Origin of the sequence: Streptomyces sp. GESEQ-35 (genome assembly GCF_017948485.1) — a bacterium.
Classification (GTDB): Bacteria; Actinomycetota; Actinomycetes; order Streptomycetales; family Streptomycetaceae; genus Streptomyces.
In genome coordinates this window covers 287,724-301,740 of the sequence record NZ_JAFFSX010000006.1, presented here as the reverse complement: position 1 = coordinate 301,740, position 14,017 = coordinate 287,724, and the positions used below count along the sequence as shown (strand labels likewise).

Genomic DNA, 14,017 nt, shown 5'->3' with positions numbered 1-14,017 from the left:
CGTTACGTCCTTACGTGAACTCCGGTGGCAGCTCCCCCGTTTCGTGGTACCGCCGCCACCCTTCGACGCCGGGCAGCGAGCCCTTTCTGACCTCGTCGAGGAAGCCACGGACCCATTGGGCCTGCGCCTCGACGATGTGCAGTTGGTACTCGACCTCGACGAGAAAGAGCCTCGGCAACGTCTCGTAGAGCTTCTCGAGCGCGCCCCGGCCACTCGCCACCTGCACCTCCAGCGAGCTCAGTCGCATCTCCAGCAGCCGCACCACCTCGTCGGGAGGCAGCGCCGACATCAGCGAGAGCGCCGTCTCGAAGATCGGAAACTCCTTGGCCGGGATGGCCAGCAGGTCGGACAGCCACTCCGCCATCTCCTCACGCCCGGCCTCGGTGAGCCCGTACACCGTGCGCTCGGGGCGGTTGCCCTGGCGTTCCACACCGGTCACCTCGACGAAGCCGTGCTTCTCGAGGTTCTGTACGACCGTGTAGAGCGAGCCGTAGTTGGTTTTCGTACTGGCGTCCTTGCCCTGACTGCGCAGGGTCTGGGCGATCTCGTACGGATGCATCGGCTTCTGCCAGAGGGTCGTCATGACGGCGAGCGCCAACGGGTTGCTGAGCTTGCGGCGCGTCCTCGCCATGGCCACCACCTCGCTTCCGAATATCCGTGGCCGAACATATCGCGAGAGGGCACACGGCGTCAACACACACGATGTATCGCGATTTGGCGCGCACGGCAAGGGCGTGAGTATTTGGGTTCGCCGTGGACATGCCTAAGTGACGCACCCGAAACAGGCCCTCCCTAATTTCTGTCATCCGACAGGAATCCCCGCCGCTTCCGCGCCCAAGGCAGGTGCCGCCCCGTGACCACCGCCCCCTCCGACGTACGCCCGGACCCGCCGGAGTCATCCGACGACCGCTCTCTCACCGAGTTCGGCTACCGCCAGGAACTGCACCGCAGCCTCGGCGAGTACGCCTCGTTCGCGGCCGGGTTCTCCTTCATCTCCGTACTGACGACCGTCTTCCAGTTCTTCGCCTTCGGGTACGCGTTCGGCGGCCCCGTCTTCTTCTGGGCCTGGCCGGCGGTGCTGCTCGGGCAACTGCTGGTGGCCGCCTGCTTCGCGGAGCTGGCCGCGCGGTATCCCATCTCGGGCGCGATCTTCCAGTGGTCGTCGCGTCTGTCGAACCTCACCTTCGGCTGGTTCGCCGGCTGGATCATGGTGATCGGGCAGATCGTGGTCGTCGCCGCGGCGGCGCTCGCCCTCCAGGTGGTCCTGCCCGCGATCTGGTCCGGCTTCCAGCTGATCGGCGACGACCCGGCGCCCACCTCGGCGAGCGGCGCGGCCAACGCGGCGCTTCTCGGCGTGATCCTGCTGGTCCTGACGACCTTCGTGAACGTCCTCGACAACCGTGTGCTGTCCCTGGTCAACCGCGTCGGCGTCACCGCCGAGATCATCGGCGCCGTCCTCATCATCGTCCTGCTGCTCACCCACTCCGAGCGCTCCCCGAGCATCACCTTCGAGACCGGGACCGCCGCCGAGTCGGGTCTGGTGGGGGCGCTGCTGGTGGGCTCGTTCGCGGCGGCGTACGTGATGATCGGTTTCGACAGCGCGGGCGAGATGAGCGAGGAGACGCGTAATCCTCGGCGCACCGCGCCCCGTACGATCCTCACCGCGCTCGGTTCGGCGGGCCTGCTCGGCGGCCTGATCATCCTCGGCGGACTGCTGGCCGCGCCCAGCCTCACCGACGGCCGGCTCGGCGTCGAGGGCCTGAGTTACGTCCTCACCAGCAGCCTGGGCGACGGCGTCGGGCGAGCCCTGCTCGTCGACGTGGTGGTGGCGATCACCGTGGCGACCCTGGCCATCCAGACGGCCGCCTGCCGCATGCTGTTCTCGATGGCCCGCGACGGCCAGCTGCCCTTCGCCGCACGCCTCGCGAAGGTCAACCCGCGCACCGGCATGCCCGTCGCGCCCGCCCTGGTGGTCGGCGTCCTCGCGGCCGCCCTGCTGCTGCTCAACTTCGGCTCCCCCGAGGCGTTCCTGGCCATCGGCACCACCTGCATCGTGATGCTGTACCTCGCCTACGCGATGGTCACCGGCCCGCTGCTGGTCCGCCGGCTCCGCGGCGACTTCACCGCCGGCGGCACCGACGAGAAGGGCACCCCCCTGTTCTCCCTCGGCCGCTGGGGCGTCCCGGTCAACGCCCTCGCGCTGGCGTACGGCCTGTTCATGACGGTCAACCTGGCGTGGCCGCGGGCCGCGGTGTACGACCCGGCGGGCGGGCACTGGTACTTCCAGTGGTTCACGGTGCTGTTCCTCGCGGTGACCGTGGTGGTGGGTGCCGCGTACCGGGTCTACAAGAGCCGTACGGCAGCGGCGGTCTCGTAGGCTTGACCGGGTGAGACGCAAGACCCGGATCCCGTCCTCCCCCCTGCCGCAGCGTGACGGGGTGGATGCGGCGCGGGTGCGGCTGCCCGTCGGGGGACCGTGGGCCACGGTGCGCGAGCATCTCGTGGAGCGGCTTTCGGGGGCGGGGTCCGGGGTCGTCGACGGGATGTTCGGCGACGGGCTGATCGTGGGGGCCGACGGGCGGGCCGTGGCGCCGGACGCGCCCTATGTACCGGGGATGTTCGTGTGGTTCCACCGGGAGCTGCCGGCCGAGGTGCGGGTGCCGTTCCCGTTGGACGTCGTGTACCGGGACGAGCACATCGTGGTCGTCGACAAGCCGCACTTCCTGGCCACCACACCGCGCGGCAGCCATATCACCGAGACCGCGCTCGCGCGGCTGCGGCGGGAGCTGGGCGTCGAGTCGCTGGGCGCCGCACACCGGCTCGACCGGCTCACCGCGGGGATCGTCCTGTTCCTGGTGCGGCCGGAGGAGCGCGGCGCCTACCAAGGGCTGTTCCGCGACAAGCGGGTGCGCAAGGAGTACGAGGCCGTGGCCCCGTACGATGCCGGGCTCGCCCTGCCCCGGACCGTGCGCAGCCGGATCCTGAAGGAGCGCGGGGTGCCGGCCGCCCGGGAGGTCGACGGCGAGGTGAACGCCGTCAGCCGCGTCGAGCTGGTCGAGCGGCGTGCGGACGGGCTGGGCCGGTACCGGCTCACACCGAGTACCGGGCAGACCCATCAGCTGCGCGTCCACATGAGCACGCTCGGGGTGCCGATCCTCGGCGATCCGCTCTACCCGGAGGTGACCGCCCCCGTGCCGGCCGGCGACTTCCGGCGCCCGCTCCAACTGCTGGCACGGGCATTGGAGTTCACCGATCCGGTCACGGGGGTCGAGCATGTCTTCCGTAGCGGGCGGGCGCTGGAGGCGTGGGACTCGTACGACGCGTGGGTGGGGTGCTGAGCGGTTCGCTCGCTGCGGGCCGGTGGGGGCTGGTCGCGCAGTTCCCCGCGCCCCTTCGGGGCGCTAGTAGCCGCGCCACCACTGCAAGAAGCGGCGCCACGCGCTCGGGCGACGAGGCGGTTCGGGGGTCGGCGGTTCGGTGGGGACGATGGGGACGGCGGGGGGCGGTGTCGGCTGGGCTTGGGGCTGGGCCGTGCCGATCTGCCAGCTGTCGGCGCGCTGTTGTGGGGCCGGGGCGTGGCTCGGCTTCTGCATCACGTCCTGCTGTGGCTTCGGTGCGAAGCGGACCGGCAGTTCGACCAGGTGGCGGGAGGCGATCGACTCCGCCCAGCGCAACTCGTCCTCCTCGCAGGCGAGTTGGACGTCCGGCAGCCGCATCAGCAGCGCGTCGACGCCGACGTCGGCGATGGCGCGGCCGAGGTCCTGGCCGGGGCACTCGTGCGGGCCGCCGCCGAACGCGAGGTGCGAGCGGTTGCCCTGCATGTGGGCGGACAGGTCGGGGCGTACGCGCGGGTCGACGTTGCCCGGTGCCGGGGCGAAGAGCAGCCCGTCGCCCTTGCGGATGCGCTTGCCGCCCAACTCCGTGTCGTGCTTGGCGAAGTAGGCGAAGACCGTGCTGAAGGGCGGTTCGTCCCACAGGGACTGCTCGACCGCCTCGGGCACGGTCATCTGGCCGCCGTTGAGCTGGGCGAGGAAGCGCGGGTCGGTGATCACCATCCGCAGCGCGTTGGACAGGAGGTTGACCGTGGCCTCGTAGGCGGCGAAGAGCACCAGGCGCAGATGCTCCCTGACCTCGTCGTCCGTCAGCCGCGCCGGGTGGGTGATGAGGTGGCTGGCGAAGTCGTCCAGCGGCCGGGCACGGCGGGCGGTGGTGAGCCGGCTCAGGGCGTCCATGACGTAGCCGTGGCTGGCGATCGCGGTCTCGGTGCCCTTGAGCGCGTCGCGGGCGGCCTGCACCATGCGGTCGTCGTACTCCTCGGCCATGCCGAAGACCTCGCACATCACGGCCATCGGCAGGTGCTCGGAGAACTGGCTGACCAGGTCGGCCTTGCCCTTCTGGCAGAACTCGTTGACCAGGCGCTGGGTGTAGCGGTTGATCTGCCGGCGGATGCCGCGGTGGTCGATGGTCGAGATGGCGCCGGTGACCGCGCTGCGCAACCGCTGGTGCTCGTCGCCCTCGGCGTGGGAGCAGATGGGCTGCCAGGCGATGTGCGGCATGAGCGGGTGGTCGGGCTTGACCATGCCCTCCACGAGCGGGGTCCAGGTACGGCTGTCCCGGCAGAACTGCGAGGGGGTGCGCACCATGTGCAGGTTCTCGGTGTGACCGAGGACCACCCACATCGGCACGTCGTCGTGGAGCAGCACGGGGGCCACCGTGCCGTGTTCGTCGCGGAGTTGCTCGTACAGGGCACCCAGGTCCGTCGCCTCGGGACCGTAGAGCCGGTGCATTCCCCCGGGGCCGGCGCCGTGTGCGGGGCAGCCCGGGGGCGGGCCGGTCATCGGGTCGTGCGGGCCGGCCAGGGAGTGGGATTCAGGCGTCACAGGGGTCGCTCCGAAAAGGGTTCCGATGTCTGGGGAACGGCGGATACGGCGGTCAGGTGAGCGCGCCCGTCATCGCGAGCGAGTGCAGGAAGCGCATCAGGGTCATGAGGGTGTCCCGGCTGGAGGCCCGGCGGCGTGCGTCGCACTCCACGATGGGGATCTCCGCAGGCAGGTCGAGCGCGGCGCGCAGGTCCGCCAGGGGGTAACGGGGCGCGTCCGGGAAGGAGTTGACGGCGACGATGAAGGGCACGCCGCGCTCCTCCAGACGCCCTATGACGTCGAAGCTGGTTTCGAGCCGGCGGGTGTCGATGAGCACGACGGCGCCCAGCGCTCCTTCGAACAGGCCGTTCCACAGAAACCAGAAGCGTTCCTGGCCGGGGGTGCCGAAGAGGTACAGCACGAGCTGGTCCGTGATGCTGATACGGCCGAAGTCCATCGCCACGGTGGTGGCGGTCTTGGTCTCGGAGCCGTAGTTGTCGTCGACGCCGATGCCGGCCTGCGTCATGGTCTCCTCGGTGGTCAGCGGCCTGATCTCGCTGACCGAACCGACCATGGTCGTCTTGCCGACACCGAACCCGCCGACGATCACGATCTTCACCGCGGCCTGGGCCGTGTGCGGCAGGTGGTCCTCGGTGCGTGGGCCCGGGATCGTGTCAGAGCTTTTGAAGTCCATGCATCACCGCTTCGAGGAGGGAACGGTCGGCGATCGACTGCCGCACGATCGGGGCGCGCGCCTGTGCCAGGTCGGCCGCCAGCAACTCGGTGAGCAGCACCGTCATCACGCTGAACGGCAGGTTGAGATAGGCCGAGAGCTCGGCCACGGACAGGGGGGCGGCACACAGCCGGAGCAGCGCCGTCTGCTCGGGTGTCGCGGAGGCCGGCGGATCGGCGCACGCCACGATTAACGTGACCAGGTCGAGGGGGGCGCGGGCACCGTCCTCGCCGGAGATCACGTACAGCCGCTCGACCTTCTTCACGACCTTCTGGCCGCCGCCCTCGGGGCGCGGCGGCGGAGGTGGTGGTTCGGCCTTGGGGAATCGCCGCCGGCGTTGCGGAGGAGTCATACGGTCTGCCCGTTGCGCCTGGGCGGACTGGTGAGATGGGCGCCGATGCGGACGACGAGATCGGCCATGCGGTTACTCATCAGGCCGGGCTCGGCGATGATGTCGGAGAGCACCGCGAGATAGGCGTTGGGCCCTGCGGCCATCAGATAGAAGTAGCCGCCGTTGATCTCGATGAGGACCATCTTCATATTGCCGTCGCTGCCGGGGATCTCGTGGGCGACCGCGCCCGCCAGGCTCTGTAGGCCCGCGCAGGCCGCGGCGACGCGGTCGGCCGCGTCCGGGTCGCCGCCGTGGCGGGCGATGCGCAGGCCGTCGGCGGAGAGCACCACGATCATCTCGATGCCCGGTACGCCGTCGGCGAGATCCTTGAGCATCCAGTCGAAGTTGGCTCGCGCTTGGATCACTTGAGGTCTCCCTCGTCGTCGGCCGGGGCGTGGGCCGGCTCGTTGGTCGGCTGGCTGGGTGCGGTGGGGTCCGGGTCGCGCTTGAGTCCGTTCCAGAACGCCTCGACCCACTGGCCGGGTACGGGCTCGTCCTTCTCTTCCGGCTCGGGCTCCGGCTCGGGCGCCGCCGTCCAGGGGGACTGCCGAGCCCCTCCGGCCTCCCGCGCGGCCTGCTCGGCGCGCTCGAAGGCGGCCTGCTCGGCGAGGCGCTGGCTGAGCGGGATCTTGACCCGGCTGCGGCGCTGGGGCAGGCCCTGGGCGGTCCACTCGGTGACCTCCGGGACGTCCTCCTCCATGGAGACCGACGCGGGGATCTTGGGGCTGGTGGGACGGCGCCGCTTCTCCTTGCGCTTGGGTCCTTCGAGCGCGCCGAGTTCGGGCTTGGGTACCGCGGCCGCGCCGATGCCGTGTGCGTAGGCGGAGGCGGGCTCCTCGGTGATCATCACGCGCGGCACGACCAGGATGGCGCGCACACCGCCGTACGCCGAGGTACGCAGCGAGACCTGCATGTCGTACCGCGCGCAGAGCCGGCCGACGACGGCGAGGCCGAGGCGCGGGCTCTCGCCGAGGTCCTGGAGGTCGGCGCTGGCCTTGGCGCGTTCCAGCATGCCCTCGACCCGGGCGCGGGCCTCCTCGCTGAGGCTGACGCCGGCGTCCTCGATCTCGATGGCGACGCCGGTCTGCACCTCGACGGCGTTGACGTGCACCTTGGTGTTGGGCGGCGAGTAGCGGGTGGCGTTGTCGAGGAGTTCGGCGGCGGCGTGGATGACCGGCTCGATGGAGATGCCGCGGATGTTGACCTTGGCGATGACGTCCAGCGAGATGCGCCGGTACTCCAGGATCCGGGACATGGCGCCGCGCAGCACGCTGTACAGCGGTACGGGCTCGGGCCACTGACGTCCGGGCCGGCCGCCGCCGAGGACGGAGATGGAGTCGGCGAGCCGGCCGATCAGCGCGGTGCCGTGGTCGATGCGGAGCAGGTCGTCGAAGACCTCGGGGTTGCGCCCGTGGTCCTCCTCCATCTCCCGCAGTTCGTTGTTCTGCTGGTGGACGATGGCCTGGACGCGACGGGCGATGCTGACGAAGGAACGCTGTGCGGAGTCGCGCAGGGTCTCCTCGAAGTCGACCAGTTCGAGCATCGACCTGACCAACAGCACCTGGGATTCGTGGAGTTCGCGGTAGGACGGGTCGATGAGACCGAGGTCGCGAATCACCTCGTAGGGGGAATTGCCGACGCGCAGCCGGTAGATGGCGGCGGGCACGATCTCCTGCGCGAGGCGGTACATCTCCTCGTCGCGGGCGGCGAGCCGCCGTTCCAGATACGCGCTGTGACGGGCGTACTCCGCCCGCAGGTCCCGCAGGGTACGGCCGCGGCGCACCGCTTCGGCTGCCGTCGCGATCACCAGCAGCGTGGCGACGGCACCGCACAGGCCGACGGCGAGCCGGGCCGGCCCCGTCACCAGGGCGACGGCGGCTCCGGTCGCCGCGGCCATCAGTATGGCGGGCAGCAACAGCACGCGCGCGTACGGGAGTTCACGTCGGCGGGGCGGAGAGGCGGGAGGAGCTTGGACACTCACCATGTAGGCCCTCTGAAATGAATCGGCGGGGTATCGGGGGAGCTTGCAGTGGGTACGTCATGGAACTGTCGGGATTTTTTGCATGTTTGGGAACAAGCGCACGAATATGTGCCAACTCGGTGCGCTGCGGGCGAGCTTAGTCCGACCGGATCATCGCCGTGTCATATTCAGCAAGCACCTGAAACCGGGCACAGGACGCGAGTATTCTCGGCCCCATTTGCACGCTCGGAGAGCATTCGAACACGGCGCGTGACGGCGTACGGGCGTGCGAGGAACACTCACCGTGACGGGTGAAGATCGTCCTCCGCCGGCGGCGCTCAGACTCCGGCGATCCGCAGCGCCGCATCCGCCGTGGCCTCGGCGAACACCGAGACGGGACGCTCGGGCTCGGAGCGGTGGACCAGGATGACGCCCTCGATCAGCCCGAACAGCAGATCCGTCCGCAGCTCCAGCTCGCTCTTGGCGAGCGCGCCACCGGCGGCCGTGGCGGCAAGCAACTGCCGGTAGGCGTCCTTGAGTTCGGCGCGCACGGCGTGAAAGCCGGCGAACCGCTCGGCGCGCACCTCGGGCAGCAGATACAGGCCACCGAGATTGTGCGGGCCACTGCACAGCAGTTCCACGTCGGCGCGGCACAGCTCCCAGAGCCGGTCCTCGGCCCGGGTCGGGTCCTCGGCGGAACCGGCCAGCAGTTCACGCGCGTAGGCCAGCGACGGGGTGACCGTGGACTCCAGGAGCGCGGCGAGCAGTTCCTCCTTGCCGGAGACGTAGTGGTACATGGACGCCTGCCGCATGCCCGCGCGCTCGGCGACGGCCCGCGTGGTGGTGGCCGCATAGCCGCGCGTGGTGAACAACTCGGCGGCGGCGGCGAGCAGTTCGTCCCGCGGTTCGAGCCCGCTGTCGGGCCGCTGCGCGGCCCGCGGTCTGCCGACGCGTCGACCCCTGCTCGTGCCCATGCGATCGATCCTCGCACATCGCCGCAGGTCGTGATCTCCGTGAGGAATGGGTAACCAGGCGGCAACAGCCGGGCAATGCCAGTGACGCGCCCGGTGCCTAATTTCTGTCAAGCGACAGAAATGTCAGGCGACAGGAACACAGACACCCGAGCCGGAGGTCCGCGATGACAGCGGGGAAGGCGACAGCGACCACTTACGGAGCCCGTGCGCATGCGCGCGCCCAGGAGGGCGCGCAGACCGAGACCATGCCCGTCGTCCCGGCCGGCACCTGGCCGGAGCCGCCCTGCGAGGCGGGCCACCTGGTGTGGGCGGAGACGGTGGCGGGCGGCAACTACACCCACCGGGTACTGGCCCGCGGCACCGAGCTGCGACTGACCGACCTGCGCGGCGACGCCTGCGCGCATCTGCTGCTGTACGCCGCCGACCGGCCCTGGGAGCGGCTGAACGTCGCCGACACGGTCAAGGTCCAGTGGAACGCCTACCTCGGCGAGGGCCTGCTGCTCCTCTCCGACCAGGGCCGGGTCCTCGCCTCCCTCGTCGCCGACACCTCAGGGCGGCACGATGCGCTGTGCGGCACCTCCACCCTCGTACGGAACACCGAGCGGTACGGCGACGGCGCCCCGCAGTCCGGCTCACCGGCCGGACGTGAACTCCTCAAGCTGGCCGCCGCCAAGAACGGCCTCGAACCGCGCGACCTGCCGCCGTCGCTCTCCTTCTTCCAGGGCGTCGAGGTACGCGAGGACGGCGCCCTCGAGTTCACCGGTTCGGCAGGACCGGGCGGCAGTGTGACGCTGCGCGCCGAGCAGGACGTCACGGTGCTGATCGCCAATGTGCCCCACCCGGTCGATCCGCGGGACGACTACGTCAGCACCCCGCTGGAGGTCCTCGCCTGGCGAGCCGAGCCGACCAGGCCCGACAACCCGCTGTGGGACGCCTCCCCCGAGGGCCGCCGGGCCTTCCTGAACACCGCCGAACTCCTTGCCGCGAGGGGGCTCGTATGAGCACGAGCACGACCGTCGTTCCGGCCCGCGCGGCCTGGTCGTCCGTCGTCCGCACCGGCGAGACCCTGACCATCACCGACCTGCACGGCAATCAGGCCGTCGACTTCCTGGTGTACGACGCCCACGACACATCGGTCCGCTACAGCGCGCCCGACACGATCCACGCGCAGGGGAACCTCTTCCTCACCGCCGGCAGTGTGCTCATGTCCAACGAGCACACCCCGCTGATGACCGTGGTCGCCGACGACGTCGGCCGCCACGACACGGTCGGCGGCGCCTGCTCCAAGGAGTCCAACACCCTCCGGTACGGCCACCACACGTGGTCGCAGCACGCGTGCGTGGACAACTTCCTCGCGGAGGGCTCGAAGTACGGGCTGGGCAAGCGGGACCTGGTCTCCAACATCAACTGGTACATGAACGTGCCGGTCGAGAAGGACGGCACGCTCGGCATCGTCGACGGCATCTCGGCACCCGGCCTCTCCCTCACCCTCCGCGCCGAACGCGACGTGCTGGTCCTCGTCTCCAACTGCCCGCAGATCAACAACCCTTGCAACGGCTTCGAGCCGACGGCGGTGGAGATGACGATCGGGACGCCCGCATGACCTTCGACACGCTGCTCGTCGCCAACCGCGGCGAGATCGCCGTACGGATCATCCGTACCGCTCGTGAACTCGGCCTGCGCACGGTCGCCGTGTACTCCGACGCCGACCGCTCCGCACCCCACGTCCGGCTGGCGGACGCGGCGGTACGGCTGGGCCCGGCGCCCGCGAAGGAGTCGTACCTCGACGCGGACCTGGTGCTGAAGGCCGCCAAGGACACCGGCGCGGACGCGATCCACCCCGGGTACGGCTTCCTGTCCGAGGACGCGGCGTTCGCGCGGCGCTGCGAGGAGGCCGGGATCGTGTTCGTGGGCCCGACGCCGGAGCAACTGGAGCTGTTCGGCGCGAAGCACACGGCACGGGCGGCCGCCGAGGCGGCCGGGGTGCCGCTGGCGCCGGGAACAGGACTGCTGGGCTCGGTCGCGGAGGCCCTGGAAGCGGCCCGGGCGATCGGCTTTCCCGTCATGCTCAAGGCGACCGGCGGGGGCGGCGGTATCGGCATGTCGGCATGTCGCTCAGCCGATGAACTGACCGAGGCCTGGGAACGGGTGCAGCGCGTCGCCGCCGCATCCTTCTCCTCCGCAGGTGTCTTCCTCGAACGGCTCGTCGAGCAGGCCCGCCATGTCGAGGTACAGGTCTTCGGCGACGGGACGGGAAAGGTCGTCACCTTCGGCGACCGGGACTGCTCCCTCCAGCGGCGCAACCAGAAGGTGCTGGAGGAGGCGCCCGCACCCGGGCTGCCGGACCACGTGCGGGGTCAACTCGCCTCATCCGCACGCGACTTGTGCGCTTCGGTCGACTACCGCTCCGCCGGAACCGTCGAGTTCGTCTACGACGCCGCCCGCGAAGAGGCCTACTTCCTGGAGGTCAACACGCGCCTCCAGGTCGAGCACCCGGTCACCGAGGAGATCTACGGCGTCGATCTGGTCGCCTGGATGCTACGGCTGGCCCGCGGCGAGACGGACGTCGTGCGCGACCCCGGCGCGCCGCGCGGGCACGCCGTCGAGGCACGCCTGTACGCGGAGGATCCGAGTCGGGAACACCGGCCCAGCGCGGGCCTGTTGACCCGGGTCGAGTTCCCGCCGGGCGTGCGGGTCGACGGCTGGGTGGAGACGGGCACCGAGGTGACCACGTCGTACGATCCGCTGCTCGCGAAGGTCATCGCGTACGGACCGGACCGGGAGCACGCCCTGCGGCGGCTCGACGCGGCGCTGGCCCGCACGCGGGTCGACGGCATCGAGACGAACCTGGGGCTGGTGCGGGCGGCGCTCACGGACCGGGAGTTCGCTGCGGCCACGCACTCGACGGCCACCCTCGCGCGGGTGAGTGACCCGATGCCGCGCATCGAGGTCGTCTCCGGCGGGACGCTCACCACCGTGCAGGACTGGCCGGGCCGCACCGGCTACTGGCAGGTCGGCGTGCCGCCGTGCGGCCCGATGGACGACCTGTCCTTCCGGCTGGGCAACCGGGCGCTGGGCAACTCCGAGGGCGCGCCCGGGCTCGAATGCACCCTCCAGGGCCCGGCGTTGAGGTTCACACAGCCGACGACCGTGTGCGTGACGGGCGCCCCCGCGCCGGTGACCGTCGACGGTGCGCCGGTCGCACAGTGGGAGCCGGTGACGGTGCCCGCGGGGGCCGTACTGGAGACCGGGGCGCCCACGGAGCACGGGCTGCGGACGTATGTGCTGTTCGCGGGCGGTCTGGACGTGCCCGCGTTCCTGGGCAGCGCGAGCACCTTCACGCTGGGCCGGTTCGGCGGTCACGGGGGGCGGGCGCTGCGAACGGGGGATGTACTGCACGGGGGGACGGTCGCGGAAGGCATCCCCACACCCCGCGCAGACCGCCCCGTCTTCGACGCCGAGTGGCACATCGGCGCCGTCGAAGGCCCGCACGCCGCACCGGAGTTCTTCACCGAGGACGACATCCGGGACTTCTACGCGGCCGGCTGGAAGGTCCACTTCAACTCGGCGCGGACCGGCGTCCGGCTGGTCGGCCCGAAGCCCCGCTGGGCCCGCACCGACGGCGGTGAGGCGGGCCTGCACCCGTCCAACATCCACGACACCCCGTACTCCGTCGGCGCCGTCGACTACACCGGCGACATGCCGGTGCTGCTGGGTCCGGACGGTCCCTCGCTCGGCGGGTTCGTGTGCCCGGCGACCGTGCTGAGCGCGGAGCGGTGGAAGCTGGGCCAGCTGCGGCCGGGTGACACCGTGCGGTTCATGCCGGTCGGTGTCGACGGCGCGTCCCGGGCCGCGATCGTGGACGGCGGGGTGCTGGCGCGGGACGGCGATGTGACGTACCGGCGCAGCGGCGACGACAACCTGCTCGTCGAGTTCGGGCCGATGCAGCTGGACCTGGCGCTGCGTATGCGTGTCCACGCGCTGATGGAGGCGGTGGCCGCAGAGTCCCTCGACGGGGTCACGGACCTCACGCCGGGCATCCGCTCCCTTCAGATACAGGCGGACCCGCGACGGCTGCCGCAGCACGAACTCCTCGCTGCCGTAAGGGAGACGGTCTCCTCGCTCCCTCCCTCCGACGAACTCGTCGTCCCCTCCCGCACCGTCCACCTGCCCCTCTCCTGGGACGACCCCGCGACCCGTGAGGCCATCGCCCGCTACATGGCGGGCGTGCGCGACGACGCGCCGTGGTGTCCGTGGAACATCGAGTTCATCCGCCGGGTCAACGGACTCGACTCGGTGACGGACGTGTACCGCACGGTCTTCGACGCGGAGTACCTCGTACTCGGCCTGGGAGACGTCTACTTGGGCGCGCCCGTGGCGACCCCGCTCGACCCGCGGCACCGGTTGGTCACCACCAAGTACAACCCGGCACGCACCTGGACGGCCGAGAACTCGGTCGGCATCGGCGGGGCGTATCTGTGCGTCTACGGCATGGAGGGCCCGGGCGGCTATCAGTTCGTGGGCCGTACGACCCAGGTGTGGTCGGGGTGGCAGCAGCGCGGCGCGTTCGAGCCGGGGTCGCCCTGGCTGCTGCGCTTCTTCGACCGGATCAAGTGGTACCCGGTGGATGCCGAGGAGCTGCTGGAGCTGCGCGCCGACATCAAGTCCGGGCGCTTCGTGCCGCGCATCGAGGAGGGCACGTTCTCGCTCGCCGAGTACCAGGCCTTCCTCGCCGCGAACGCCGGGTCCATCGCCGCGTTCCGGGCCCGGCAGGGTGCCGCCTTCGCGGCGGAGCGGGACGCGTGGGAGGCGGCGGGCGAGTTCACTCGGGCGGAGGCACCGATGGCGACGCCGCCTGCCGAAGTGCTCGTGCCGGAGGGTGGCCGGCTGGTGGAGGCCGAGTTCGCCGCGTCGGTCTGGCAGGTGACCGTCTCGCCGGGAGACACGGTGACCGCCGGGCAGCCGCTGCTCTCCCTGGAGGCGATGAAGATGGAATCCAGGGTGCACGCGCCGGCCGGCGGCGTGGTGACCGAGATCCTGGTCCGGCCCGGGGACACCGTGGAAGCGGGGACGGCCCTGATCGTCCTCGCGCCCGCATGA

General features: G+C 70.7%; 12 protein-coding genes. 5 read left to right on the top strand and 7 right to left on the bottom strand.

Going from position 1 to position 14,017, the window contains the following annotated elements:
* Nucleotides 1–10 precede the first annotated feature (10 nt).
* Nucleotides 11–631, bottom strand: coding sequence for a PadR family transcriptional regulator (locus KCH87_RS15005; RefSeq protein ID WP_210586563.1), 621 nt, complete (start codon nucleotides 629–631; stop codon nucleotides 11–13).
* Nucleotides 632–853: 222 nt separating this feature from the next.
* Here KCH87_RS15005 and KCH87_RS15000 point away from each other — a divergent pair, with 222 nt between their 5' ends.
* Both KCH87_RS15000 and KCH87_RS14995 read left to right on the top strand, forming a co-directional pair.
* The gene (locus KCH87_RS15000) at nucleotides 854–2,377 is read left to right on the top strand and encodes an APC family permease (RefSeq protein ID WP_210586562.1); all 1,524 of its coding nucleotides are present in this window, start codon (nucleotides 854–856) and stop codon (nucleotides 2,375–2,377) included.
* 10 nt (nucleotides 2,378–2,387) lie between these two features.
* Nucleotides 2,388–3,338: an RluA family pseudouridine synthase gene (locus tag KCH87_RS14995; RefSeq protein ID WP_210586561.1), complete on the top strand. Its 951-nt coding sequence runs from the start codon at nucleotides 2,388–2,390 to the stop codon at nucleotides 3,336–3,338.
* 63 nt (nucleotides 3,339–3,401) lie between these two features.
* Here the strand turns inward: KCH87_RS14995 and KCH87_RS14990 are convergent, their stop codons facing one another.
* The 6 genes from KCH87_RS14990 to KCH87_RS14965 all read right to left on the bottom strand — a co-directional run bounded on the left by KCH87_RS14990 (nucleotide 3,402) and on the right by KCH87_RS14965 (nucleotide 8,917).
* On the bottom strand, nucleotides 3,402–4,880 hold the full coding sequence (locus KCH87_RS14990) for a cytochrome P450 (protein WP_210586560.1): 1,479 nt from the start codon (nucleotides 4,878–4,880) through the stop codon (nucleotides 3,402–3,404).
* Between the two features lie 52 nt (nucleotides 4,881–4,932).
* Nucleotides 4,933–5,553 carry an ATP/GTP-binding protein gene (locus KCH87_RS14985; RefSeq protein WP_210586559.1) on the bottom strand — a complete coding sequence of 207 codons (621 nt, stop codon included), beginning with the start codon at nucleotides 5,551–5,553 and terminating at the stop codon, nucleotides 4,933–4,935.
* Nucleotides 5,534–5,944, bottom strand: coding sequence for a DUF742 domain-containing protein (locus KCH87_RS14980; protein WP_210586558.1), 411 nt, complete (start codon nucleotides 5,942–5,944; stop codon nucleotides 5,534–5,536). The genes KCH87_RS14985 and KCH87_RS14980 overlap by 20 nt, the downstream gene beginning before the upstream one ends.
* A complete protein-coding gene (locus KCH87_RS14975) occupies nucleotides 5,941–6,348 on the bottom strand; it encodes a roadblock/LC7 domain-containing protein (protein WP_210586557.1) in 408 nt (135 codons plus the stop codon). The genes KCH87_RS14980 and KCH87_RS14975 overlap by 4 nt, the downstream gene beginning before the upstream one ends.
* Complete coding sequence (locus KCH87_RS14970) at nucleotides 6,345–7,967, bottom strand: ATP-binding protein (protein WP_210586556.1); 1,623 nt, start codon at nucleotides 7,965–7,967, stop codon at nucleotides 6,345–6,347. Before KCH87_RS14970 ends, KCH87_RS14975 begins: the two co-directional genes overlap by 4 nt.
* A 314-nt stretch (nucleotides 7,968–8,281) precedes the next feature.
* A complete protein-coding gene (locus KCH87_RS14965; protein WP_210586555.1) occupies nucleotides 8,282–8,917 on the bottom strand; it encodes a TetR/AcrR family transcriptional regulator in 636 nt (211 codons plus the stop codon).
* 164 nt (nucleotides 8,918–9,081) lie between these two features.
* On the opposite strand from KCH87_RS14965, the gene KCH87_RS14960 reads away from it, so the two are divergent.
* The 3 genes from KCH87_RS14960 to KCH87_RS14950 are packed head-to-tail and all read left to right on the top strand — an operon-like array spanning nucleotide 9,082 to nucleotide 14,017.
* Nucleotides 9,082–9,918: an urea amidolyase associated protein UAAP1 gene (locus tag KCH87_RS14960; protein WP_210586554.1), complete on the top strand. Its 837-nt coding sequence runs from the start codon at nucleotides 9,082–9,084 to the stop codon at nucleotides 9,916–9,918.
* Nucleotides 9,915–10,520: an urea amidolyase associated protein UAAP2 gene (locus tag KCH87_RS14955; protein ID WP_210586553.1), complete on the top strand. Its 606-nt coding sequence runs from the start codon at nucleotides 9,915–9,917 to the stop codon at nucleotides 10,518–10,520. The genes KCH87_RS14960 and KCH87_RS14955 overlap by 4 nt, the downstream gene beginning before the upstream one ends.
* On the top strand, nucleotides 10,517–14,017 hold the full coding sequence (locus tag KCH87_RS14950; RefSeq protein ID WP_210586552.1) for a 5-oxoprolinase/urea amidolyase family protein: 3,501 nt from the start codon (nucleotides 10,517–10,519) through the stop codon (nucleotides 14,015–14,017). The genes KCH87_RS14955 and KCH87_RS14950 overlap by 4 nt, the downstream gene beginning before the upstream one ends.

Coding starts and splice junctions, on each gene's coding strand:
- KCH87_RS14985 (WP_210586559.1), bottom strand. CDS start 5,553: ATGGACTTCAAAAGCTCTGACACGATCCCGGGCCCACGCACCGAGGAC.
- KCH87_RS14970 (WP_210586556.1), bottom strand. CDS start 7,967: ATGGTGAGTGTCCAAGCTCCTCCCGCCTCTCCGCCCCGCCGACGTGAA.
- KCH87_RS14955 (WP_210586553.1), top strand. CDS start 9,915: ATGAGCACGAGCACGACCGTCGTTCCGGCCCGCGCGGCCTGGTCGTCC.
- KCH87_RS14960 (WP_210586554.1), top strand. CDS start 9,082: ATGACAGCGGGGAAGGCGACAGCGACCACTTACGGAGCCCGTGCGCAT.
- KCH87_RS14980 (WP_210586558.1), bottom strand. CDS start 5,944: ATGACTCCTCCGCAACGCCGGCGGCGATTCCCCAAGGCCGAACCACCA.
- KCH87_RS14965 (WP_210586555.1), bottom strand. CDS start 8,917: ATGGGCACGAGCAGGGGTCGACGCGTCGGCAGACCGCGGGCCGCGCAG.
- KCH87_RS14950 (WP_210586552.1), top strand. CDS start 10,517: ATGACCTTCGACACGCTGCTCGTCGCCAACCGCGGCGAGATCGCCGTA.
- KCH87_RS15005 (WP_210586563.1), bottom strand. CDS start 631: ATGGCGAGGACGCGCCGCAAGCTCAGCAACCCGTTGGCGCTCGCCGTC.